The sequence below is a fragment of the Mesorhizobium sp. genome (genome assembly GCF_004962925.1).
Classification (GTDB): Bacteria; Pseudomonadota; Alphaproteobacteria; order Rhizobiales; family Rhizobiaceae; genus Mesorhizobium.
This window is the reverse complement of record NZ_SUEO01000010.1, coordinates 1-22,133: the sequence shown is the minus strand read 5'-3', so window position 1 is coordinate 22,133 and position 22,133 is coordinate 1. Positions and strand designations below refer to the sequence as shown.

23 protein-coding genes are annotated in these 22,133 nt (G+C 63.2%); 8 read left to right on the top strand and 15 right to left on the bottom strand.

The genetic code is table 11. The annotated features are described in order from the left end of the window. A partial coding sequence (gene rplS / locus E5W87_RS04310) for a 50S ribosomal protein L19 (RefSeq protein ID WP_095484904.1) occupies positions 1-539 on the bottom strand: 539 nt, incomplete at its 3' end. Positions 540-855: 316 nt separating this feature from the next. Between rplS and E5W87_RS04305 the strand changes: the two genes are divergently transcribed. Then, positions 856-1,608: a sulfite exporter TauE/SafE family protein gene (locus tag E5W87_RS04305; protein ID WP_292394369.1), complete on the top strand. Its 753-nt coding sequence runs from the start codon at positions 856-858 to the stop codon at positions 1,606-1,608. On the opposite strand, the gene trmD is transcribed toward E5W87_RS04305, so the two are convergent. Together trmD and rimM are read right to left on the bottom strand one after the other, a co-directional pair. Next, complete coding sequence (trmD, locus tag E5W87_RS04300) at positions 1,590-2,288, bottom strand: tRNA (guanosine(37)-N1)-methyltransferase TrmD (RefSeq protein ID WP_292394368.1); 699 nt, start codon at positions 2,286-2,288, stop codon at positions 1,590-1,592. The two genes, E5W87_RS04305 and trmD, sit on opposite strands and share 19 nt — an antisense overlap. Next, positions 2,285-2,884 carry a ribosome maturation factor RimM gene (gene rimM, locus E5W87_RS04295; protein ID WP_292394366.1) on the bottom strand — a complete coding sequence of 200 codons (600 nt, stop codon included), beginning with the start codon at positions 2,882-2,884 and terminating at the stop codon, positions 2,285-2,287. The genes trmD and rimM overlap by 4 nt, the downstream gene beginning before the upstream one ends. A gap of 132 nt (positions 2,885-3,016) precedes the next feature. On the opposite strand from rimM, the gene E5W87_RS04290 reads away from it, so the two are divergent. The 3 genes from E5W87_RS04290 to E5W87_RS04280 are packed head-to-tail and all read left to right on the top strand — an operon-like array spanning position 3,017 to position 4,659. Beyond that, positions 3,017-3,955, top strand: coding sequence for a tyrosine recombinase XerC (locus E5W87_RS04290; RefSeq protein ID WP_292394363.1), 939 nt, complete (start codon positions 3,017-3,019; stop codon positions 3,953-3,955). 40 nt (positions 3,956-3,995) lie between these two features. Continuing rightward, positions 3,996-4,274 (top strand): hypothetical protein, encoded by a 279-nt coding sequence (locus tag E5W87_RS04285; RefSeq protein WP_292394361.1) that lies wholly within the window; start codon positions 3,996-3,998, stop codon positions 4,272-4,274. 19 nt (positions 4,275-4,293) lie between these two features. Further along, positions 4,294-4,659 carry a hypothetical protein gene (locus E5W87_RS04280; protein WP_292394360.1) on the top strand — a complete coding sequence of 122 codons (366 nt, stop codon included), beginning with the start codon at positions 4,294-4,296 and terminating at the stop codon, positions 4,657-4,659. A 465-nt stretch (positions 4,660-5,124) separates the two neighbouring features. Here the strand turns inward: E5W87_RS04280 and lpdA are convergent, their stop codons facing one another. From lpdA to E5W87_RS04220, 12 genes are all read right to left on the bottom strand, one after another. Then, positions 5,125-6,531, bottom strand: coding sequence for a dihydrolipoyl dehydrogenase (lpdA, locus tag E5W87_RS04275; protein ID WP_292394358.1), 1,407 nt, complete (start codon positions 6,529-6,531; stop codon positions 5,125-5,127). Between the two features lie 40 nt (positions 6,532-6,571). Beyond that, entirely contained in the window at positions 6,572-7,327 is a 756-nt protein-coding gene (locus E5W87_RS04270; protein WP_292394356.1) for an SDR family oxidoreductase, read from the bottom strand. Beyond that, on the bottom strand, positions 7,324-7,842 hold the full coding sequence (locus tag E5W87_RS04265; protein ID WP_292394354.1) for a hypothetical protein: 519 nt from the start codon (positions 7,840-7,842) through the stop codon (positions 7,324-7,326). Before E5W87_RS04265 ends, E5W87_RS04270 begins: the two co-directional genes overlap by 4 nt. Before the next feature lie 118 nt (positions 7,843-7,960). After that, positions 7,961-8,230, bottom strand: coding sequence for a hypothetical protein (locus tag E5W87_RS04260; RefSeq protein WP_292394352.1), 270 nt, complete (start codon positions 8,228-8,230; stop codon positions 7,961-7,963). 7 nt (positions 8,231-8,237) lie between these two features. Further along, positions 8,238-9,542 carry a 2-oxoglutarate dehydrogenase complex dihydrolipoyllysine-residue succinyltransferase gene (gene odhB, locus E5W87_RS04255; protein ID WP_292394350.1) on the bottom strand — a complete coding sequence of 435 codons (1,305 nt, stop codon included), beginning with the start codon at positions 9,540-9,542 and terminating at the stop codon, positions 8,238-8,240. A gap of 50 nt (positions 9,543-9,592) precedes the next feature. Further along, a complete protein-coding gene (locus tag E5W87_RS04250; protein WP_292394348.1) occupies positions 9,593-12,580 on the bottom strand; it encodes a 2-oxoglutarate dehydrogenase E1 component in 2,988 nt (995 codons plus the stop codon). Between the two features lie 135 nt (positions 12,581-12,715). After that, complete coding sequence (gene sucD, locus E5W87_RS04245; RefSeq protein ID WP_128285805.1) at positions 12,716-13,618, bottom strand: succinate--CoA ligase subunit alpha; 903 nt, start codon at positions 13,616-13,618, stop codon at positions 12,716-12,718. A gap of 64 nt (positions 13,619-13,682) precedes the next feature. Then, positions 13,683-14,054, bottom strand: a complete 372-nt coding sequence (locus E5W87_RS04240; protein ID WP_292394346.1) for a cupin domain-containing protein — start codon at positions 14,052-14,054, stop codon at positions 13,683-13,685. A gap of 4 nt (positions 14,055-14,058) precedes the next feature. Then, positions 14,059-15,252 (bottom strand): ADP-forming succinate--CoA ligase subunit beta, encoded by a 1,194-nt coding sequence (gene sucC, locus E5W87_RS04235; RefSeq protein WP_292394344.1) that lies wholly within the window; start codon positions 15,250-15,252, stop codon positions 14,059-14,061. Positions 15,253-15,283: 31 nt separating this feature from the next. After that, positions 15,284-16,252 (bottom strand): malate dehydrogenase, encoded by a 969-nt coding sequence (gene mdh, locus E5W87_RS04230; RefSeq protein ID WP_128341085.1) that lies wholly within the window; start codon positions 16,250-16,252, stop codon positions 15,284-15,286. Between the two features lie 485 nt (positions 16,253-16,737). After that, on the bottom strand, positions 16,738-17,940 hold the full coding sequence (gene zapE, locus E5W87_RS04225; protein WP_292394341.1) for a cell division protein ZapE: 1,203 nt from the start codon (positions 17,938-17,940) through the stop codon (positions 16,738-16,740). Between the two features lie 184 nt (positions 17,941-18,124). Further along, on the bottom strand, positions 18,125-18,676 hold the full coding sequence (locus tag E5W87_RS04220; RefSeq protein ID WP_292222399.1) for an AprI/Inh family metalloprotease inhibitor: 552 nt from the start codon (positions 18,674-18,676) through the stop codon (positions 18,125-18,127). Positions 18,677-18,970: 294 nt separating this feature from the next. Here E5W87_RS04220 and E5W87_RS04215 point away from each other — a divergent pair, with 294 nt between their 5' ends. From E5W87_RS04215 to E5W87_RS04200, 4 genes are all read left to right on the top strand, one after another. Next, a complete protein-coding gene (locus E5W87_RS04215) occupies positions 18,971-19,981 on the top strand; it encodes an MBL fold metallo-hydrolase (RefSeq protein ID WP_292394339.1) in 1,011 nt (336 codons plus the stop codon). A gap of 95 nt (positions 19,982-20,076) precedes the next feature. Beyond that, a complete protein-coding gene (locus tag E5W87_RS04210) occupies positions 20,077-20,238 on the top strand; it encodes a DUF1328 family protein (RefSeq protein ID WP_095484884.1) in 162 nt (53 codons plus the stop codon). A gap of 148 nt (positions 20,239-20,386) precedes the next feature. Further along, positions 20,387-21,271 carry a diaminopimelate epimerase gene (dapF, locus tag E5W87_RS04205; protein WP_292394337.1) on the top strand — a complete coding sequence of 295 codons (885 nt, stop codon included), beginning with the start codon at positions 20,387-20,389 and terminating at the stop codon, positions 21,269-21,271. After that, positions 21,271-22,133 (top strand): radical SAM protein (locus tag E5W87_RS04200; RefSeq protein WP_292394335.1); only part of this gene is annotated, 863 nt, incomplete at its 3' end. The genes dapF and E5W87_RS04200, both read left to right, overlap by 1 nt.

The following is a 22,133-nucleotide window of genomic DNA, read 5'->3' as shown; positions in this document are numbered from 1 at the left end:
TATTCGGCGACAGCCGCTTCCGCAGCCTTGGCGGCCTCGTCGGCGGCCTTCTTCTCAGCGGCGTCCTGCGCGGCCTTCTCGGCAGCGAGCGCTTGGGCGGCGGCCACCTTCTCGGCCTCGATGCGGGCCTTTTCGGCGTTCAGCGCGTCGCGCTCTTCATCATTCAGCTTGCGGGCGCGCACGCCGGTGTTTTCCGAAATACGGGCCGACTTGCCGCGACGATCGCGCAGGTAATAGAGCTTGGCGCGACGCACCTTGCCGCGGCGCACGATCTCGACACCCTCGACCATCGGCGAATAGACCGGGAACACGCGCTCCACGCCTTCGCCGTAGGAAATCTTGCGAACGGTGAAGCTCTCCTGGAAACCGGCGCCGGCGCGGGCGATGACGACGCCCTCATAGGCCTGGACGCGGGTGCGGGTGCCTTCGGTCACGCGGACCTGGACGCGCACGGTGTCGCCGGGCTGGAATTCGGGAAGCTTGCGCTTGGCTTCGATCTTGGCGGCCTGTTCGGCCTCGAGCTGACGGAGGATATCCATCTCTAAAAATCCACTTCTTGTTCTTCCGACAGTCAGAGCGTCCGACACTCGCCTTGCAGTTCCATTGACCGCTCGGCTATGCCCTTCGTTCGCGAGAACATCAGGCAGGGGCGACTACACCGCCATTGTTGACGGGTCCGGCAGATTTTTCTTCCGGTTCGGGCGGGCACATACAGCTATTTCGACGCTTTGTCACGCCTTTGCCGTGTTCTTTTTTGGTCGCTGGCCGACATTGCAATCTTTCAGCGCAGGGGTTGCGTCGAAGGCCCAAGCTTTTTAAGCCGGGTAAAACTTTCCTCCGGCGGCAATACCCCTCATGCCAGTTCTCGATGCAGCCCTGCTTTTTGTCGCGGGCTTTCTGTCAGGTGCCGTCAACGCGATAGCCGGCGGTGGCACGTTCGTAACCTTCGGTGCCATGACGCTGGTGGGCTTGCCGCCGATCGTCGCCAACGCCACCTCGTCGGTGACACAGTTTCCCGGCTACATCACCTCGACGCTCGCCTATTGGTCCGACATCAAGCATTTCTGGCGCACGGCGTTGCTGCTCGGCCTCATATCGGCTTTCGGCGCACTGGCCGGTGCGCTCATCCTTCTGGCGCTCGACAATCCGTCGTTCCGCGTCTTGGTGCCATGGCTGCTGCTTGCGGCAACCGCGCTGTTCGCCGCCGGACCGTGGCTGAAGCCGGCGCCCAAGCCGGGGCGTGAGGCCGCGGTGGGTTCGCTGGTCGGTTCCCTGGCGCAATTCGCCACCGCAGTCTATGGCGGCTTCTTCGGCGCCGGCATGGGCGTCATGATGCTGGCAACGCTCGGCCTCACCCAGCCCGGCGACTACCACCGACTGAACGCGCTGAAGAACATGCTGGCCGTGGTCATCGCGGCGATAGCCATCCTGGTCTTCGTCTCCGGCGGCGTGATCGCCTGGCCGCAGGCGATCATCATGATACCGGGCGGCGCGCTGGGCGGCTATGCTGGCGTCTGGATCGCCAAGCGCGTGCCGCAAATTGCCGTGCGCGGCTTCGTCGTTGGGATCGGCGTCTTCCTGGCCTTTTACTATTTCACCAAGGGGTGAGCGGCTAACAGATCCGGCCGCCTTTCCCTGGTCAGCCTTTCCGACTCGGCGCGCCGCCATGCGGCGATCTTCTTGTGATTGCCAGACGTGAGAACCTCGGGGATCTGCCGGTCCTCGAATTCCTGCGGCCGCGTGTAGTGCGGATGTTCGAGCAGGCCGTTTTCAAAGCTCTCTTCATCGCCTGACACCGCATTGCCCATCACGCCGGGCAACAGCCGCACCACGGCGTCAAGCAGCACGAGCGCTGCCGGCTCGCCGCCGGACAGGATGAAGTCGCCGACCGAGACCTCTTCCAGCCCACGCGCGTCGATCACCCGCTGGTCGACGCCTTCAAAGCGTCCGCAGACGATGACGACGCCCGGCCCGGCGGCCAGTTCGCGCACGCGGGACTGCGTCAGCGGTTTTCCACGCGGACTCATCAACAGCCGTGGCCGCGGGTCGCCCGGTGGCGAGGTATGGTCGATCGCCTTGGCCAAAACGTCGGCGCGCATCACCATGCCGGCGCCGCCGCCGGCCGGTGTGTCGTCGACGGTGCGGTGGCGGTCGCTGGCGAAATCGCGGATCTGGATCGCATCCAGCTCCCACGTGCCGGTCTCCAGCGCTCTGCCGGCCAGCGACAGGCCGAGCGCGCCGGGAAACATCTCGGGATAGAGCGTCAGCACCGAGGCGGAAAAACTCACCGGTTGCCCCCGGCATCCCTGGGCCCGCGCGGCCTGCCCTTCGGGTCGAAACCATCGCCACCGGGAGGCTCGCCATCCTCGTCCTCGACCAGTCCCGCCGCCGCTGGATCGATGCGGAGGAAACCCTCGGTGATCGACACGTCAGGCACGGCGGCCTGCGTGAACGGGATCAGCACGCCTTTGCGCTCGCCAAGCGTCACGTCGAGAATGTCGCCGCCACCGAAATTATGCACGGCCACGACCTTGCCGATGTCAGCACCGGTATCGTCCCGGACCGCCAGCCCGACGAGATCGGCATGATAGAATTCGTCCTCGTCGCCATCGTCCGGCAGCATCGAGCGGTCGACGAACAATTCCGTGCCGGCAAGCGCCTCGGCGGCGTTGCGGTCGCTGATGCCCTTGAAGCGCACCACGACCACCGTGTTGGCCGGCCTGATGTCGACGATCTGGAAGGCGCGGCCGTCACTGGCGTAGAGCGGCCCGTAGTCGGCCAGCGCCAACGGGTCGCCGGTGAAGGTTTTCACGCGCAACTCGCCCTTGATGCCGTGGGCGGCGCCGATCACGGCCATCTGGACGGGGTTTTGCGGTTTGGTCATCGGCGGAAAAATCCTTTGCCTTGCTCTAGCTCCAGCCTCTTGTCATTTCAATGACGCGGCTCTTCACCGCTTCCTAACCCGGCTGCCGGAAGATGGCCCAGAATTGGAAGAACGGAATATCGGAAGACCGCAATGCAGGAATTTCTTATTCCAGCCAAACCAGACCTTCAGGCCGCCCGCGAAAGCTGGCTGAAGATGCTGGCGCGCGAACGCCGACTGTCGCCGGAAACCGTGGAGGCCTATGAGCGCGATACGCGCCAGTTCCTGCACTTCCTGACCGGCCATTGCGGCGGCTCGCCCGGCATTTCGGACATCGCCGATCTGCGCCCGGCCGATCTGCGCAGCTTTCTCGCTGCCCGTCGCGCCGGGGGCGCCGGCGCCCGCACGCTCGGACGCGGGCTGGCCGGCATCCGCTCGCTGCTGCGCTTTCTGGAGCGGCGCGGCCTCGTCAATGCGGCGGGTGCTGCGGCGCTGCGCGCGCCACGGCAGCCGAAATCGCTGCCCAAGCCGCTGACGGCCAGCGATGCCAGGCACGTCGTTTCGGTGGAAGGCCAGTTGGCGGAGGAGCCGTGGATCGCCGCCCGCAACGCCGCTGTGCTGACGCTGCTCTACGGCTCGGGCCTGCGCATTTCCGAGGCGCTCGGCCTGTCGGGCGCCGATCTGTCGTCGGCTGGCGATACCGTGCTGCGCGTCACCGGCAAGGGCGGCAAGACGCGGCTGGTGCCGGTGCTGCCGGTGGCGCTGCGGGCGATCGCCGAATACCGCCGGCTCTGCCCCTATCATCTCGACCCGAAGAGCCTGCTGTTTCGCGGCGCCCGCGGCGGCCCGCTCAATCCGGCCATCGTCCAGCGCGACATGGCGAAGCTGCGCTCGGCACTCAATCTGCCCGATACCGCCACGCCGCATGCCTTGCGCCATTCCTTCGCCACGCATCTGCTTGGGCGCGGCGGCGACCTGCGCACCATCCAGGAGCTTTTGGGCCACGCCAGCCTGTCGACGACGCAGATCTACACCGGCGTCGACACCGCCAGGCTGCTCGAAATCTACGAAGCCGCCCATCCGCGGGCGTGAGCGATGTACAGTCCTGCAAAGTCCGGACAGCGCACGCGCAATGAGCCCCGTTCAAGACAATTTGGATAAGCCGGTTAACCATTTCGCCGCTTTTTTAGGCCTAGAAAGAGCCATGAAACGCGTCATCGCCATTACCGACCGCGCGGCTTTTGTGTCGCTGAAGCTGCTTGTGGTACTCAACGCCCTGTTTCTCACCTCTTTCCTCGTTGTCGCACTGCTCGCGGCCGGCAAGGGGCACGCCGGGAGCACGGCTTGCGCCGGCGCCGACATACTGTCGAGCTTGGACAATCAGGCGGGCTGCGCCGCATCGAGAAAATGACTTTCGCCGGCCCCAACAAGTGATCGATCATGCCGGGCCGACCCTCGCTGCCATCACGACGCCCTGCATCCTCTCGAAGCGGAGGTCTGGTCGAGGATTTCCGCAGGGCCGCCTGAACCCTGACCGTCGTTTACTAAGCTGCACGGTTGAGTTGCGGACCAGGCAAGACGTGATTCCGGTCGATGCCGTCCCGAATCAGGACGCGAGGGCGGTGGTCAGGTCTTGGTGCAAGATGGCTGAAAAGGCTCGTTTTGGCTCGATCTCCGCCAATTTTGCGAGGGAAATGCGTGCGGATAATCGATTCCTGGCGCAGATTGCCCTGTTTTCGGCGTTTTCGATACCTAGCGTGAAACCTGTTCAACGATTGCGCGTTGATTTGTGTTGATTGATACTTTTCATCCACGGAGGACACTTTTATGGCGAATCCAAACGACCCGTATACCACTCCGACCCCCCCTCCCAAGTCGGGTGGCGGCGGCAGCGGCTGGCTGATTGCCCTGGTTGTCGTTATCCTGGCCATTGTCGCTTACTATATTTTTGGAAGAAGCGGTGAAACGCCAGCGCCTGCTGAGCCGCCGGCCGCCAGCACGCCAGCCCCGGCGCCCGCAGAACCGGCGCCTGCACCGGCCCCGGCACCGGCAGAGCCTGCGCCAGCCCCGGCACCCGCAGAGCCTGCTCCGGCACCTGCACCTGCACCTGCTCCGGCGCCTGCTGAGCCGGCGCCTGCTCCGGCGCCCGCACCAGCCCCGGCGCAGTGATCGGCTACTGACTTCAAATACGAACGGCCCGCTGAAAAGCGGGCCGTTTTGCTTTGAGCCGTCAGATGGCTGCTGGAGTAGCTTAGGAAGGCCTACATATGGATCGGCTTGAAGAAGGTCGCCAGTGCCGCTTCCTTCACCGCTTCCGACATCGTCGGATGGGCGTGGCAGGTGCGGGCTAGATCTTCCGACGAGCCGCCGAACTCCATCAGCACCGCCGCCTCGTGGATCATCTCGCCGGCACCGAAGCCGACGATGTGGACGCCGAGCACGCGGTCGCTCTGCTTGTCCGCCAGGATCTTCACGAAGCCGTCGGTATGCAGCATGGCGCGCGCCCGGCCGTTGGCGCTGAACGGAAACTTGCCGGCCTTATAGTCGATGCCGGCGGCCTTCAGCTCTTCCTCGGTCTTGCCGACCGAGGCGATTTCCGGACTGGTGTAGACGACGTTCGGGATCACCTCGTAGTTCACATGGCCGGCCTGGCCGGCAATGATTTCGGCCACCGCCACCCCCTCGTCCTCGGCCTTGTGGGCAAGCATCGGTCCGGCGATGACGTCGCCGATGGCGTAGATGCCGGGCACATTGGTGTTGAGATGGCCGTCCGTCTTGACCCGGCCGCGCTCGTCGACCTCGACGCCGGCTTCCTTCAGCCCAAGACTGTCCGAATAGGCCCGACGTCCCGTCGCGATCAGCACCGCATCCGCCTCGATGGTCTCGGCCGCGCCGCCCTTGACCGGCTCGAAGGTGACGGTGGCACCCTTCTTGGCCTTGGCGACACCGGTCACCTTGGCGCCGAGCCTGAATTCGATGCCTTGCTTGGACAGCATGCGCTGGGACTGTTTGGCGACCTCGCCATCCATGCCGCCCAGGATGGTGTCGAGGAATTCGACGACGGTCACCTTGGCGCCGAGCCGCGCCCATACCGAGCCAAGCTCCAGCCCGATGACGCCGCCGCCGACCACCACCAGATGGCCCGGAACCTTGTCCAGCGACAACGCGCCGGTCGAGGACATGATCACTTTCTCGTCAAAGTTGACCTTGACGCCCGGAATGCCGGTGACGTCGGAGCCGGTGGCGATGACGATGTTCTTGGTCTCGATCTCCTCGACCTTGCCGTCCTCGCCGGTCACCGACACCTTGCCGGCGGACAGGACCTTGCCGGTCCCGCGAAACGAGTCGATCTTGTTCTTCTTGAACAGGAAGGCGACGCCGTTGACGTTGGATGCCACGGTCGCGTCCTTGTGCGCCATCATCTTCCCGAGATTGAGCTTCGGCGCGCCGATTTCGACGCCCAGCGTGTCGAAGGAATGGCCGGCCTCGGCGAATATCTCGGAAGCATGCAGCAGCGCCTTGGACGGGATGCAGCCGATATTGAGGCAGGTGCCACCGAAGGTCGGGTTCTTCTCGACCACCGCCGTCTTCAGGCCGAGCTGTGCCGCCTTGATGGCGCAGACATAGCCGCCCGGTCCCGATCCGATGATAACGACGTCATAAGCCATGATACTGTCCTTCTGGTCTGGCACTCAGCCTTGGCTGGGATTAGCGGCCGCCGCCCACTTCCAAATTCGCGCCTGTCGTGTAGGACGCCTCGTCCGACAGGAGCCAGAGAATTGCCGCGGCGACCTCTTCGGCGGTTCCCGCCCTTTGCATGGGCACGACGTGACGCATCCTCTCGACGCGATCCGGCTGTCCGCCGGAGGCATGAATTTCGGTGTCGACAATCCCTGGACTGACCGCATTGACGCGGATGCCTTCGCCGGCCACTTCGCGCGCCAGGCCAATGGTGAAAGAATCGACCGCGCCCTTCGAGGCGGCGTAGTCGACATACTCGCCCGGCCCGCCAATTCTCGCAGCAATCGAGGAGATATTCACGATAGCGCCGCCCTTGCCGCCATGGCTGGTCGACATGCGCTTCACCGCTTCGCGGGCACACAGTATGGAACCAATGACGTTGATGCGCATCATGCGCTCCAGCCTTGCTCCGCTCATCTCGTCGACACGCGCCCTCCGGTCGACGACGCCAGCATTGTTGACGAGCGCATCGAGCGGGCCGAAGGCATGATCGATCCTCTCGAACATCGCCTGAATATCAGCCTCGCTGCCGACGTCGCCCTTGATGGCCAGCGCTTCGCCGCCATCCTGCTCGATCGCCTCGACAAGCGCCGTGGCAGCAGCCTCGTTCGAGGCATAGTTGATCGCGACACGGTATCCGGCCCTGGCGGCAAGCCTGGATGTAGCAGCACCGATGCCGCGGCCGCCGCCGGTCACCAGCAGCACTTTTTTGGTCGCGCTCATTCCTGACAACCCTTCAACGAAAAAACATCCCAGGGCACTTTCGAAAACCCGTTGGCGCCATAGGCAGCCGACATCTGCAGCGACGGTCCGAGGTCGGGAAAGATCAGGGTCTTCGGCGCGGCCACGCCTTCGGCCGGCAGCAGAGCGATGTTGCCCTTGTCGTCAGCACTGTAGACGACCCCCTCCCACACCGTGCAGGCGGCGAGCTCGTCGCCGGTGACGTCGCCCGTCGGGCATTTATACATCAGCGAACCATGCGGCCGCGCCACGCCTTCCGTCCACATGACGATACCGTCGAGCACGACGCTGTTATCGAGCACCATCTTGAACGTGTTGGTGACGACAGCCGATTCCATAGTCGGCCTGAAATCGATCTCGCCGGCGCCTTCGGCATCGCCATAGACGGCGAGCTCGAGCGGGCAGGCGGCAAAGGCTGCCGATCCCGTCAGAGCAAGGCCTATCGAAGCCGATAAGACCGAGGGAACCTTAAGAAGGCAAAAGGAAAGAGTCGTCATTCGGCGGCGCAAGTCCTTTCCCCAGCCCTCAAGCCATTAGCCGGAACAAGTTTCGATAAACGCAGACAAACCGCCCTTTAAGATTGATTTTCTCGGTGATCCTTTAAGACCATGTTGATCACTCTGGCAGGTCCCTGCGTCGCTCTAAAATCAACTGATTCCATGTGTCGATCAGTTGATCCCGCAGCAATTTTTGCTGATGCTGGATGACAGCGGCAGCATTTGAGAAGTCTTCGCTTGTGACAAAAGCCTCCATTTTCGCAACGCCCTTCTGACCAAATTCCGTGACTATGTTGAAGATTTCCTCATCAACGCCGCCACCAATTAAGCGCGTGCGATGGGTTACAATATCCGTTAGCGGATGATCGCCAGGCTTGCCGTTTGGCATGATCGGCTCACAGATCGAGCACCAGTCGCTCGGGATCCTCCAGGCTCTCCTTGACCCGGACCAGGAAGGTCACCGCTTCCTTGCCATCGACGATGCGGTGATCGTAGGAGAGCGCGAGATACATCATCGGCCGAATCACGATTTGGCCGCCGACCACCACCGGCCGCTCCTGGATCTTGTGCATGCCCAGAATGCCCGACTGCGGCGCGTTGAGGATCGGCGTCGACATCAGCGACCCGTAAACGCCGCCGTTAGAAATCGTAAACGTGCCTCCTTGCATATCCGCCACTGAAAGCTTGCCGTCACGCGCGGCGATGCCCAACCGGCCGATATCCTTCTCGACCTCGGCGATCGACATCTGGTCGGCGTCGCGCACCACCGGCACGACGAGGCCTTTTTCGGTGCCGACGGCGACGCCGATATGAGCGTAGTTCTTGAAGATGATGTCGGTGCCGTCGATCTCGGCATTGACCGAAGGGATCTCCTTCAGCGCATGGGTGACGGCCTTGGTGAAGAAGCCCATGAAGCCCAGCTTCACGCCATGCTTCTTCTCGAACACATCCTTGTATTTGGTCCTGAGCGCCATCACCGCGCTCATGTCCACCTCGTTGAAGGTGGTCAGCATGGCGGCGGTCGATTGCGCTTCCTTGAGGCGGCGCGCGATGGTCTGCCGCAGCTTGGTCATGCGCACGCGCTCTTCGCGCGACGCGTCATCGGCCGAGGACGGCGCACGGGCAGCGACCGGTGCAGCCTTCGGCATCTCGGCCGGCTGCGACGGCGCACCCCTGGCGATCGCATCGAGCACGTCGCCCTTCAGCACCTGGCCGCGCTTGCCGGAACCGGAGACCTGATCGACCGCGAGATTGCTCTCGGCCAGCAGCTTCGCTGCCGCTGGCGCCGGCGGCATCGTGCGCGCCTCGATCGGCCCGGCATCGCCGGCGATCTTGGCGGTCTCGGCCGCGGCTTGCCGGACGGTGGATGCGGCAGTCGGCGCCGAGGCCTGCGATACCGCGTCCTGCTTCGTATCAGGAGTTGATGCCTTCGCGGGCTCAGGTGCTGCTGCTTTTGCCCCGTTGCCTGCCGAAATCATGCCGAGCAAAGCGCCGACCTCGACCGTCTCGCCTTCCTTGACCGCGATCTCGCTGAGCGTTCCTGCGGCCGCCGCCGGCACTTCCACAGTCACCTTGTCGGTTTCGAGCTCGACCAGCGGCTCGTCGGTGGCGATCGCGTCGCCCACCTTCTTGAACCATTTGCCAATGGTCGCCTCGGTGACGGATTCGCCAAGAGTGGGGACGCGGATTTCGGTAGCCATTGTGCCTGTCCGTTTTTCTGTCGGTTCTGTTCTATTCGCCGAGCTCTGTTCTATTCGCCGAGCGCGTCTTCGAGCAAGGCGGCAAGCTGGGCGAGATGCTTCGACATCAATCCGGTCGCCGGCGACGCGGCTGCCGGCCGGCCGGTATAGCGCACCCGCTGATGCTTGGCATCGATATGCGCCAGCACCCATTCCAGATAGGGATCGATGAACGACCAGGCGCCCATGTTCTTGGGCTCCTCCTGGCACCACACCATCTCGGCGTTGCGGAAGCGTGACAGTTCGGTGATCAGCGCCTTGGCCGGGAACGGATAGAGCTGTTCGACGCGCAACAGATAAATGTCGTAGATGCCGCGCTTCTCGCGCTCCTCGTAGAGATCGTAATAGACCTTGCCCGAGCAGAGCACGACGCGGCGGATCTTCGAATCCTTGGTGAGCTTGATCGCCTGGCCCGGGATCTGCTGGGCATCGTCCCACAACAGCCGGTGGAACGCGCTTTCGCCCGACATCTCCGGCAGCGTCGATACCGCCCGCTTGTGGCGCAGCAGCGACTTCGGCGTCATCAGGATCAGCGGCTTGCGGAAATCCCGCTTCAACTGCCGGCGCAGGATGTGGAAGTAGTTGGCCGGCGTCGTGCAATAGGCCACTTGCATGTTGTCTTCTGCGCAAAGCTGCAGGAAGCGCTCAAGCCTGGCCGACGAATGCTCCGGCCCCTGGCCCTCATAGCCATGCGGCAGCAGGCAGACGAGGCCCGACATTCTGAGCCACTTGCGCTCGCCCGACGAGATGAACTGGTCGAACACCACCTGGGCGCCGTTGGCGAAATCGCCGAACTGGGCTTCCCAAAGCGTCAGCGCCTTTGGCTCGGCCAGGCTGTAGCCGTATTCGAAGCCGAGCACGGCCTCTTCCGACAGCATCGAGTTGATGACCTCGAAGCCGGCCTGCGCCGCCGACAGATTGTTGAGCGGGATGTAGCGTGTCTCGTCGCGCTGGTCGTAGAGCACGGAATGGCGTTGCGAAAACGTGCCACGCTCCGAATCCTGCCCGGACAGCCGGACCGGATTGCCGTCGAGCAGAATGGCGCCGAAGGCCAGCGCTTCGGCCGTCGACCAGTCGATGCCTTCGCCCGACTCGATCGCCTGGCGGCGGTTCTCGAGAAACCGCATGATCGTCTTGTGGGCCGCGAAATCCTTCGGCACCTCGGTCAGCTTCTTGCCGATCTCCTTCAGCGTCTTGACCGGCACGGCGGTCTTGCCGCGCCGCTGTTCGTCCTGATTGTCGGCCGTGCGCAGACCCGACCAGGCGCCATCCAGCCAGTCGGCCTTGTTGGGCTTGTAATGCTGGCCGACCTCGAATTCCTGCTCGAGATGTGCCCGCCAGTCGGCCTTGAGCTTGTCGAATTCGGCCTGGGTGAGGTGGCCCTCGGCGATCAGCCGGTCGGCATAGATCTGCACCGTCGTCTTGTGGCTGCGGATGCTGCTGTACATGATCGGCTGGGTGAAGGCCGGCTCGTCGCCTTCATTGTGGCCGAAGCGGCGATAGCAGAACATGTCGACCACGACAGGCTTGTGGAACTTCATGCGGAATTCGATCGCCACCTTGGTGGCATGGACCACGGCTTCCGGATCGTCGCCATTGACGTGGAAGATCGGCGCCTCGATCATCTTGGCCACATCCGATGGATAGGGCGACGAGCGCGAGAAGCGCGGATTGGTGGTGAAGCCGATCTGGTTGTTGATGATGAAATGCAGCGTGCCGGCGACGCGGTGGCCGCGCAGGCCCGACAGGCCGAGGATTTCGGCAATCACGCCCTGGCCGGCAAAGGCGGCGTCGCCGTGCAGGAGCAGCGGCAGCACCTTGGCGCGCTCTTCCAGCGGCACGATCTCCTCGCGACTGCGGCCGAACAGAGAGTCCTGCTTGGCCCGCGCCTTGCCCATCACCACCGGATCGACGATTTCCAGGTGCGAGGGATTGGCGGTCAGCGACAGGTGCACCTTGTTGCCATCGAACTCGCGGTCCGATGAGGCACCGAGATGGTACTTCACGTCGCCCGAGCCCTCGACCTCGTCAGGTGCGGCCGAGCCGCCCTTGAACTCGTGGAAGATGGCGCGGTGCGGCTTGGCCATCACCTGGGAGAGCACGTTCAGCCGGCCGCGATGCGCCATGCCGAGCACGATCTCCTTCATGCCGAGCTGGCCGCCGCGCTTGACGATCTGCTCCAGCGCCGGGATCAGCGCCTCTGCGCCGTCGAGGCCGAAGCGCTTGGTGCCCTTGTACTTGACGTCGATGAACTGCTCGAAACCTTCGGCCTCGACCAGCTTCTGCAGGATCGCCTTCTTGCCGGCGGCGGTGAAGGAGATCTCCTTGTCGGCGCCCTCGATGCGCGCCTGGATCCAGGCCTTCTCCTCGGGATCGGAAATATGCATGAACTCGACGCCGAGCGTCGAGCAATAGGTGCGGGTCAGGATGTCGAGCATCTGCCGGATGGTGCCGAATTCGAGCCCGAGCACATTGTCGAGGAAGATCGGGCGATCGTAATCGGCTGATGTGAAGCCGTAATTTTCCGGCGACAGCTCGTTATAGTCCTCGAGCGGCTTGGCGATGCCGAGCGGATCGAGATTGGCGTGCAGGTGGCCCCGCATGCGGTAGGCGCGGATCATCATGATGGCGCGCACGGAATCGCGCGTCGCCTGGTGCACGTCGGCGTCGGAAAGGGCGACGCCGTTCATCACCGCCTTGTTCTGGACCTTCTTCTCGATGTGCTTTTCGACGATGCCCCAATCGCCGTCGAGCGCCGACACCAGCTCGCCATTGGCCTGCAGCGGCCATGAGGGCCTGGCCCATGAGGCGCCCTTGGCATTCTTGCGGACATCACCGGCGTCGTCCTTCAGCGCCGCGAAGAAATCCTGCCATTCGGGGTCGACCGAAGACGGATCGTCCTCATAGGCGGCGTAGAGCGCGTCGATATAATCGGCATTGCCGCCATAGAGGAAAGAGGTAAGCGAAAATTGGTCGTTGGCCTGATCTTGTCGTGCCATGTCACTCAGCGGAGGCTGCGCTCCGTCTCCTTTTCTAGGGGAGTAAGGGAGTAGGGCAGTAAGGGAGTAGGGGAATAGGGCATTTTCTTGCCGCTGGCGTTCCCTACTCCCCTATTCCCTTACTCCCCTACTCCCTTAACCTTTAATTGCCTCGACCAGCGTCGTGCCGAGCCGGGCCGGCGAGGGCGAAACTTTTATTCCGGCCGATTCCATCGCCGCGATCTTGTCCTCGGCGCCGCCCTTGCCGCCGGAGATGACCGCGCCCGCATGACCCATGGTGCGGCCGGCCGGCGCCGTGCGCCCGGCGATGAAACCGGCCATCGGCTTTTTGCGGCCACGCTTGGCTTCGTCCTTGAGGAACTGCGCGGCGTCTTCCTCGGCCGAGCCGCCGATCTCGCCGATCATGATGATCGATTGGGTCTCGTCGTCGGCGAGGAACATCTCCAGCACGTCGATGAACTCCGTGCCTTTGACGGGGTCGCCACCGATGCCGACGGCAGTGGTCTGGCCGAGGCCGACATTGGTGGTCTGGAACACTGCCTCATAGGTAAGCGTTCCCGAGCGGGAAACAACGCCGACCGAGCCCTTGCGGAAGATGTTGCCGGGCATGATGCCGATCTTGCATTCGTTGGGGGTCAGCACGCCCGGGCAGTTGGGGCCGATGAGCCGCGATGTCGAGCGGTCGAGCCGCGCCTTGACCTTGATCATGTCGATCACCGGGATGCCCTCGGTGATGCAGATGATCAGTGGGATCTCGGCTTCGATCGCTTCCAGGATCGCCTCCGCGGCACCCGCCGGCGGCACATAAACGACGGAAGCGTTGGCGCCGGTCTTCGCCTTGCCTTCGGCGACGGTGGAAAAGATCGGCAGGCTCTCGCCCTTGGCGCCGGTCCACGTCTCGCCGCCCTTCTTGGGGTGGATGCCGCCGACCATTTTTGTCCCGTGATAGGCCAGCGCCTGCTCGGTATGGAACGTGCCGGTCTTGCCGGTCAGGCCCTGCACGAGCACCTTGGTGTTCTTGTCGACGAGAATGGACATGGTGGTCCTTTTTACAAACCGTTGATCGAGGAAGGCTGCGCGGTCATCATCAGAGCCGCCATGGTCAGAGACGCTTGAGATCGGCGACGGTGAGGTCGCTCTTGGCGTTGCCGGTGTTGAGTGTCGTCGCCGGCTCGAACATCAGCACCACCGGCTCCTCACTCAGCGAGCGCGGCCGGTGCTCGACGGACCGCGGCACGACGATGAACTCGCCGCTGCCAAGCTCCACCGTGCCGTCGCGAAAATCGATGGCGATGCGGCCGCGCAGCACGAGGAACGCCTCGTCCTCATTGTCATGGGCGTGCCAGTCGAAGATGTCGCCGAACTTGGCGATCTTGACCTGGGCGTCATTGACGTCGCCGGCGATATGCGGATCGAAGACCTTTTTGATCTTCTGATCCGCCGCCTCAACGAGGTTTATCTTGTGCGGAGGCACCAGATCAGCCCTTCACCGCCGCCACGATTTTCTTGGCCGCGTCGTCGAGGTCGTCGGCTGAGACGACATTGAGGCCGCTGTCGTTGATGATCTTCTTGCCGAGCTCGGCATTGGTGCCTTCGAGCCGCACCACCAGCGGCACTTGCAGCCCGACTTCCTTGACCGCCGCGATCACCCCCTCGGCGATGATGTCGCACTTCATGATGCCGCCGAAGATGTTGATCAGGATGCCTTTGACCGCCGGATCCTTGGTGATGATCTTGAACGCCGCAGTCACCTTCTCCTTCGACGCGCCGCCGCCGACATCGAGGAAGTTGGCGGGTTCGGCGCCATAGAGCTTGATGATGTCCATCGTCGCCATGGCGAGGCCGGCACCGTTGACCATGCAGCCGATATTGCCGTCGAGCGCGACATAGGCGAGGTCGTGTTTCGACGCCTCGATCTCCTTCTCGTCCTCTTCGGTGATATCGCGCAGCTCAAGCACGTCGGGATGGCGGAACAGCGCGTTGTTGTCGAACGACACTTTTGCGTCGAGCACGCGCAGCCGGCCGTTCTTCATGACGATCAGCGGATTGACCTCGAGCAGGCTCATGTCCTTCTCCAGAAAGGCCTTGTAGAGGATCGGGAATAGCGTCTCGCCGTCCTTGGCGGCGTCGCCGTCGAGCTTCAGCGCACCGTTGAGTTCTTTCAAATCAACCGGCGTCACGCCTTTTTCCGGGTCGATAGCGACGCTAATGATCTTTTCCGGGGTGTCGTGGGCTACCGCCTCGATGTCCATGCCGCCCTCGGTCGAAACGACGAAAGCGATGCGGCCGACCGAGCGGTCGACCAGCAACGACAGATAGAGCTCGCGCTCGATGTCGGCGCCGTCCTCGATGTAGAGGCGGTTAACCTGCTTGCCCGCCGGGCCGGTCTGCTTGGTGACCAGCGTGTGGCCAAGCATCTCGTTGGCATTGGCAACGACGTCGGCCACCGACTTCGCCAGCCTGACACCACCCTTGGCGTCGGGGCCGAGCTCCTTGAATTTGCCCTTGCCACGGCCGCCGGCATGGATTTGGCTCTTCACCACATAGAGCGGGCCGGGCAGCGCCTTGGCGGCGGCTTCCGCCTCGCTTGCCTCGAACACCGGCACGCCTTCGGCCACCGGTGCGCCAAAGCCTTTCAGCAGCGCCTTGCCCTGATATTCATGGATGTTCATGCGCGTTGTCTCCAGGTCACTTGGCGGCGGGTCACTTGGCTGCGAGATGCGGAGCGATCTTGACGCAGGCCTCGCACAGGCCCTGCACCGCCGCCACCGAACTGTCGAACATCTTCTGCTCTGGCTTGCTGAGCTCGATCTCGATAATGCGCTCGACACCGCCGGCGCCGATCACCACCGGCACCCCGACATAGGTATTCTTGACACCGTACTGGCCGGAGAGATGCGCAGCACACGGCAGCACGCGCTTCTTGTCCTTGAGATAGGCTTCGGCCATCGAGATCGCCGAGGCGGCCGGTGCGTAGAAGGCCGAGCCGGTCTTGAGCAGGCCGACGATCTCGGCGCCGCCGTCGCGGGTGCGCTGCACGATCTGGTCGAGCTTTTCCTTCGAGGTCCAGCCCATCTTGATGAGGTCGGGCAGCGGGATGCCGGCGACCGTCGAATAGCGGATCATCGGCACCATGGAATCGCCATGGCCGCCGAGCACGAAGGCAGTGACATCCTCGACCGAGACCTTGAATTCCTCGGCCAGGAAATAGCGGAAGCGCGAACTGTCCAGCACACCGGCCATGCCGACGACATGGCTCTTCGGCAGTCCGGAAAATTTCTGTAGCGCCCAGACCATGGCGTCGAGAGGGTTGGTGATGCAGATGACGAAGGCCTTCGGCGCGTATTTCTTGAGACCCGCGCCAACCTGCTCCATGACCTTCAAATTGATGCCGAGAAGGTCGTCGCGGCTCATGCCGGGCTTGCGAGGCACGCCGGCGGTGACGATGCAGACGTCGGCGCCCTCGATGCCGGCATAATCGTTAACGCCGGTCAGCCTGGAGTCGAACCCATCGACCGGCGACGACTGCGCGATATCCAGCCCCTTGCCTTGCGGGATGCCCTCGGCGATATCGAACAGCACAACATCGCCGAGATCCTTGAGGCCGATCATGTGGGCGAGGGTGCCGCCGATCATGCCCGAGCCGATGAGCGCTATCTTGTTGCGTGCCATGTCAGGATGTTTTCCCTTTAGACTGTGACGGCGCCCAAATCCTGAACGAATTGGATGACGGCGTCGAGGAAGGAGGCCGGAATGCTGCGTGGAAGCCGCGAATTTTCGCCGCACCCAATAGCCCCGGCGCAAAGAAAATTCAAACGATTATTTCGGAGTGAATAATTTCAATCGGTTAGAAACAACGGGAATTACGTAAACGTCAAAATATGTAAGCCGACTTTGGGATGTTTAAACAATGAAGATGGAAATAAGAAGGCTGTTTTCCGGCGATGACGCCCTTGTGATGCGGGCCGCTGATTAAGGTCGGCGATCCTTCGCGCCCCTCTGTCCTGCCGGCCATCTCTCCCCGAGATTGGCGCTTTGCCGCCCGCCCTTCCTCTCAGTGTTGGAGATTGGCGAAAGCGGAGATGACGGCCAATCTCCCCACGTGTGGGGGAGATGTCCGGCAGGACAGAGAGGAGCGCGAAGGACCGCTGCGTCTTCTAGGCCTGAGCCTGCTGCGCTTCCGGCAACGGCGATTGCGCCTTCTGCCTCTCCGCCCAGTCTTCCAGCCATTCGTGGCTCTGCATCTCGATCAGCCGTGACGCCGTGCGCTCGAACTCGAACACCTCGTTGCCGCGCTTCGCCGTATAAAGCTCAGCCGGCGCCGCCGCCGCGCTCACCACCAGCCGCACATGATGGTCGTAGAGCGTGTCGATCAGCAGGATGAAGCGCTTGGCTTCGTTGCGGCTGCCTTCGCCGAGCACCGGCACATGATCGATGAAGATGGTCGAGAAACGACCGGCAATCGCCAGGAAATCGCGGGCGCCGAGCGGTTTTTCGCAGAGATCGGCAAAAGAAAACCGCGCCGCTTCGCCGGCAGCACGCGGCACCACGGTTTGCCGGCCCTTTACCGTCAGCGCCGCCTCGGCCGTCGGCCTGCCATGCGTCATCACTTCCCAGGCCTCGTCGAGGACAGCATCGGCGGCGGCATCGGCGGGGGTGACATAGACCGGTAGGCGGCTGAGCTTGTCCAGCCGATAATCCTTGTCGGCGTTCAGCGCCAGCACCTGCGCATGCCGCTCCAGGGTGCCGATAAAGGGTAGGAAAAGCTTGCGGTTCAAACCGTCGCGGTAGAGATCCTCCGGCGCAACATTGGACGTGGCGACCAGCACGACGCCGTTGGCAAACAGCGCCGAGAACAGCCGGGACAGGATCATCGCATCGGCGATGTCGGTGACGGAAAACTCGTCGAAGCACAGCACCCAGGCTTCCTCGGCCAGCGAGCGGGCCACCGGCGCGATCGGATCGTCTTCCCTGACGGTGCCATTCTTGCGCTCCAGCCGATGCTTCTGGATGCGGTTCTGCACATCGGCCATGAAGTCGTTGAAATGCACACGGCGCTTGCGCCTGACCGGCACCAACTCGAAGAACATGTCCATCAGCATGGTCTTGCCGCGGCCGACGCCGCCATGGATGTAGAGGCCCTTGACAGCCTCGCGCGTCTCGCGCTTGCGAGCGAACAGCCAACCCAGCGCGCTCGATTTGTGCGCCAGCCGCTTTGCCGAAATCTCGTCGATCAGCCGGTCGAGTGCCGCGACGATCCGCTCCTGTGCCGGATCGCGGTCGATCAGGCCTGACACAACCAGATGGTCGTAGCGCTGCCGGACGGTCGCATGGGTCTGAAGGCCGTCACGCAGATGCATCGGTCACGTCGATCTGAAGTATGATCCCGAAAAGTTGCAGACTTTTCGGACAAGATCATACGCAAAAAAAGACTTAGAGCAGGATGACCGACTCAATTTGAATTCATCCTGCTCTAGAGCAATTCCAGGAAAAGTGTGTAGCGGTTTTCCGTCCGGAATTGCGTAAAAACAAATAACGGGCGGGTCAGCCTCTTGTAAGCGAGATCGGCAGGCCGTTGGAAGTCTGGCCGTCGAATTTCTCTCCGCCCGAGGAATAGAGCCGTGCCAGCGTGCCGCCATTTTCGTCGTACAGCGTCAACTGCTTTCCGGCGACGTTCCAGGATTTGATGCCGTCGATCGGCGCCGGGCAATGCAGCGGTCCGGCCCGGTAGCCGGCGCCGAACTTGGTCTGCGGCGTCGCCACCTGGCAGCTCTGGCCGGACACGCTGGCCTTCCACACGCCGGCGACGCTTCCTGCGGTAAGATCCGGGGCTCCGGCCGGTGCCGTTCCGTCCGGCGGCAACGAGGCGACCTGGGGGTTTAGCGTGCCTTGCGGCGCCGTCGGAAATTTCGACGGGTCGGCCGTGCCGGGCGACGCCGGCGGCGGCAGCTGATTTGCGGTCACCTTGCCGGAGGGCGCGGCTTGCAGCGGCGCCGGCTGCTCCTGGTCCATCGACGAGAATCGTGACGTTGAACAGCCGCTCGCAACGAGCGCGGCAAGCGATACGGCCAGCAGACCGGTTTTCGAAAAATCCATTCCAAACCTCCGTCGATCCGGCTGGGGCTGCCGTCCGCACAATATCTCCCCTCACCAAGATGGAGAAGGTGGCAGAATTTCAACCAGATATGGTTAAAATACCATTTGCGGCAGCATCTGTTGCAACTTTACCACAAAATACGTGCCGCCTAAAAGCCTGCCCTGTGGGTCTGACCCGACGGTGCGCAGCGGTTTTGCCTGGAGGGGCGTGCCTTGGCATTCGGCCCCAAATGCTTGCGCAAGCCGGCTTCGGTCCTATCTCTGGTGAAACGGAACTCTGCCGGAGGCGAAACCTTGGCTGCAAGAAAAAGAGCCGCCAATCGCTATTACAGCGGCCCGACCAGCGATCATTTCGACGGTACCTTGTTCTTCAATCCCAGCGGCAAGCCGCCTGCCCGTTTTTCCGATCTTTTGAAGTGGCAGCTGAGCGGCGACCGCTCGAAATGGCCGGCGGCGAATCCAAGCCCGTTTCATCAGGCCACGCCGGCCGAGCGGATCGACGGCTCCGGATTAAGGCTGACCATGATCGGCCATTCCTCGCTGCTGATCCAGACGGCCGGCCTGAACATCCTCACCGACCCGGTCTGGTCGCGGCGCGTCTCGCCGCTCTCCTTTGCCGGGCCGAAACGGGTCAATCTGCCGGGTATCGCTTTTTCCAACCTGCCGCCGATCGATCTCGTATTGGTCAGCCACAACCACTACGACCATCTCGACCTGGCCACGCTGAAGCGGCTGAAGACAAAACATGACCCGCGGGTGCTGACGCCGCTCGGCAACGACGTCATCATCGAAGATGGCGTTCCCGGCATGCGGCTCTCCGTGCATGACTGGGGCGAGCGGGTCGACATCGGCAAGGACGTGGCCGTACATTTCGAGCCGGTGCACCACTGGTCGGCGCGCGGCACCCGCGACCGGCGCATGGCGCTGTGGGCGGGTTTTGTGGTCGAGACGCCGGGTGGAAAGATCTATTTCGCCGGCGACACCGGTTTCCACGACGGCATCAACTACCGGCTGATGGCCGAAAGGCACGGCGGCTTCCGCCTCGCCATCCTGCCGATCGGCGCTTACGAGCCGCGCTGGTTCATGGCCCCACACCATCAGAACCCGGAGGAGGCGGTGCAAGGCATGTTTCTGTGCAACGCCGCCTATGCTGCCGGTTGCCACTGGGGCACGTTCCGGCTCACCAACGAGCCGATCGACGAGCCGGCCAGAAAGCTTGGCGAGGCCCTCGACGATCAAGGTGTCCCGCAAGAACGCTTTCGCGCTTTGCGCCCCGGCGAGGTCTGGGACGTGCCCGCGCTCTAGGCAGGCGACCGGGCCGCGCGGGGGGCAGGGGAACCCAAGCCATCGCAGTCGCGTTGTTAGGCAGTTCCACAACCGTCGGCTGCGAGGTTTCTCTCATGATCAAATGGATCATCATTCTTCTGATCATCGCGGCCGCGGCAAGCCTGCTCGGCATGCCGGCATTGGCCGGAGCCGCCGCCACCGGTGCCCGTATCCTCATCGGCATCGTGCTGATCATCTTCCTGCTGGTCATGCTCGGCGTCTTCGCGGTGACGTAGCGCATCGGCTCGAAAAGCGAAAAGCACTATGTGCGGATTCACAATGAGCGTCGAAGCGGACGCACGTCGCTCTGAGGCGTCCGCACACTGGTAATTTCGGCCAGTATCCGCCATATAGGCGCCAAATCGGCATGAGACCTTTCGATCCATGGCAAGCACTGCCCCCTTCGCCAAGATGAACGGCATCGGCAACGAGATCATCGTTGCCGACATGCGCGGTCGCGCCGATCGGGTGACGCCGGCTGCCGCCCTTGCACTCAACGCCGATGCCGCGACGAAATTCGATCAGATCATGGCGATCCATGACGCCAGGACGCCGGGCACCGCCTTTTTCATCGATATCTTGAATTCAGACGGAACCGGCGCGCAGGCCTGCGGCAACGGCATGCGCTGCGTGGTGCAGGCACTTGCCGCCGAGACCGGCCAGAAGACATTCGCCTTTGAGACAGTCGCCGGCATCCTCAACGCTGAAGAACATGCCGACGGGCTGATCTCGGTCGACATGGGCAAGCCGCGTTTCGGCTGGCAGGACATTCCGCTGGCCGAGGAATTCCGCGACACCCGCATGATCGAGCTGCAGATCGGCCCGATCGACGCGCCTGTGCTGCACTCGCCCTCGGTCGTGTCGATGGGCAATCCGCACGCCATTTTCTGGGTCGACCGCGACGTCTGGTCCTACGAGCTCGACCGCTTCGGTCCGCTGCTCGAAAACCACCCGATCTTCCCCGAACGCGCCAACATCACAATCGCACAGGCGACCTCGCCCGAGACGATGGTGATCCGCACCTGGGAGCGCGGCGCCGGCCTGACCAAGGCCTGCGGTACGGCGGCTTGTGCCGCCGTCGTCGCTGCCGCTCGTACCAAGCGGACCGGACGCAGCGTCTCCTTGGTGACGCCCGGCGGCGGCTCCCTGCATGTCGAATGGCGCGGCGACGACCACGTCATCCTCACCGGTGCCGCCGAATGGGAATTTTCCGGCAGCTTCGACCCGTCGACCGGGGTGTGGGCCCGCGACACCGAAAGCGCCGCCTGATGGCTCCTCTTGCCAATAAGGGCATTGACGTCGTCACCTTCGGCTGTCGGCTGAACACCTACGAATCCGAGGTGATGCGGCGCGAGGCGGAAAGTGCTGGCCTTGGCGCGCTGGCAGGCGGCGCCATCATCTTCAACACCTGCGCCGTCACCGGCGAGGCGGTGCGCCAGGCAAAGCAGTCGATCCGCAAGGCCCGCCGCGAGAACCCACAGGCCCGCATCATCGTCACCGGCTGCGCCGCGCAGACCGAGCCGCAGAATTTCGTCGCCATGGACGAGGTCGATCTCGTCCTCGGCAACGAAGAGAAGCTGAAGGCGCATTCCTATCGCGCGCTGCCGGATTTCGGCGTCAACGATACCGAGAGGGCTCGCGTCAACGATATCTTCTCGGTACGCGAGACGGCCGCCCACATGGTCGACGCCATCGAAGGCCGGGCGCGGGCCTTTGTCCAGGTGCAGAACGGCTGCGACCATCGCTGCACCTTCTGCATCATCCCCTATGGCCGCGGCAATTCGCGTTCTGTGCCGATGGGCGCCGTGGTCGAGCAGGTCAAGCGGCTGAGCGACAATGGCTATGCCGAGATCGTGCTGACCGGCGTCGACATGACCAGTTTCGGCGCCGACCTGCCGGGCAGCCCGAAGCTCGGCAAATTGGTCAAGACAATCCTGAAGCAGGTGCCTGGCGTAAAACGCCTGCGCCTGTCCTCGATCGATTCGATCGAAGCCGATGACGATCTGCTCGACGCCATCGCCACCGAGCCCAGGCTGATGCCGCATCTGCATCTGTCGCTGCAGGCCGGTGATGACATGATCCTGAAGCGGATGAAGCGCCGACACAACCGGGATCAGTCGATCCGTTTTTG

Excerpts from the sequence above, each read along its gene's own strand:
- E5W87_RS04260 (WP_292394352.1), bottom strand. The coding sequence starts at position 8,230 with ATGCCAAACGGCAAGCCTGGCGATCATCCGCTAACGGATATTGTAACC.
- zapE (WP_292394341.1), bottom strand. The coding sequence starts at position 17,940 with ATGCATCTGCGTGACGGCCTTCAGACCCATGCGACCGTCCGGCAGCGC.
- odhB (WP_292394350.1), bottom strand. The coding sequence starts at position 9,542 with ATGGCTACCGAAATCCGCGTCCCCACTCTTGGCGAATCCGTCACCGAG.
- sucC (WP_292394344.1), bottom strand. The coding sequence starts at position 15,252 with ATGAACATCCATGAATATCAGGGCAAGGCGCTGCTGAAAGGCTTTGGC.
- E5W87_RS04305 (WP_292394369.1), top strand. The coding sequence starts at position 856 with ATGCCAGTTCTCGATGCAGCCCTGCTTTTTGTCGCGGGCTTTCTGTCA.
- dapF (WP_292394337.1), top strand. The coding sequence starts at position 20,387 with ATGGCAAGCACTGCCCCCTTCGCCAAGATGAACGGCATCGGCAACGAG.
- E5W87_RS04265 (WP_292394354.1), bottom strand. The coding sequence starts at position 7,842 with ATGACGACTCTTTCCTTTTGCCTTCTTAAGGTTCCCTCGGTCTTATCG.
- E5W87_RS04220 (WP_292222399.1), bottom strand. The coding sequence starts at position 18,676 with ATGGATTTTTCGAAAACCGGTCTGCTGGCCGTATCGCTTGCCGCGCTC.
- E5W87_RS04270 (WP_292394356.1), bottom strand. The coding sequence starts at position 7,327 with ATGAGCGCGACCAAAAAAGTGCTGCTGGTGACCGGCGGCGGCCGCGGC.
- E5W87_RS04285 (WP_292394361.1), top strand. The coding sequence starts at position 3,996 with ATGAGCCCCGTTCAAGACAATTTGGATAAGCCGGTTAACCATTTCGCC.
- sucD (WP_128285805.1), bottom strand. The coding sequence starts at position 13,618 with ATGTCCATTCTCGTCGACAAGAACACCAAGGTGCTCGTGCAGGGCCTG.
- mdh (WP_128341085.1), bottom strand. The coding sequence starts at position 16,252 with ATGGCACGCAACAAGATAGCGCTCATCGGCTCGGGCATGATCGGCGGC.
- E5W87_RS04290 (WP_292394363.1), top strand. The coding sequence starts at position 3,017 with ATGCAGGAATTTCTTATTCCAGCCAAACCAGACCTTCAGGCCGCCCGC.
- rimM (WP_292394366.1), bottom strand. The coding sequence starts at position 2,884 with ATGACCAAACCGCAAAACCCCGTCCAGATGGCCGTGATCGGCGCCGCC.
- lpdA (WP_292394358.1), bottom strand. The coding sequence starts at position 6,531 with ATGGCTTATGACGTCGTTATCATCGGATCGGGACCGGGCGGCTATGTC.
- E5W87_RS04210 (WP_095484884.1), top strand. The coding sequence starts at position 20,077 with ATGATCAAATGGATCATCATTCTTCTGATCATCGCGGCCGCGGCAAGC.
- E5W87_RS04250 (WP_292394348.1), bottom strand. The coding sequence starts at position 12,580 with ATGGCACGACAAGATCAGGCCAACGACCAATTTTCGCTTACCTCTTTC.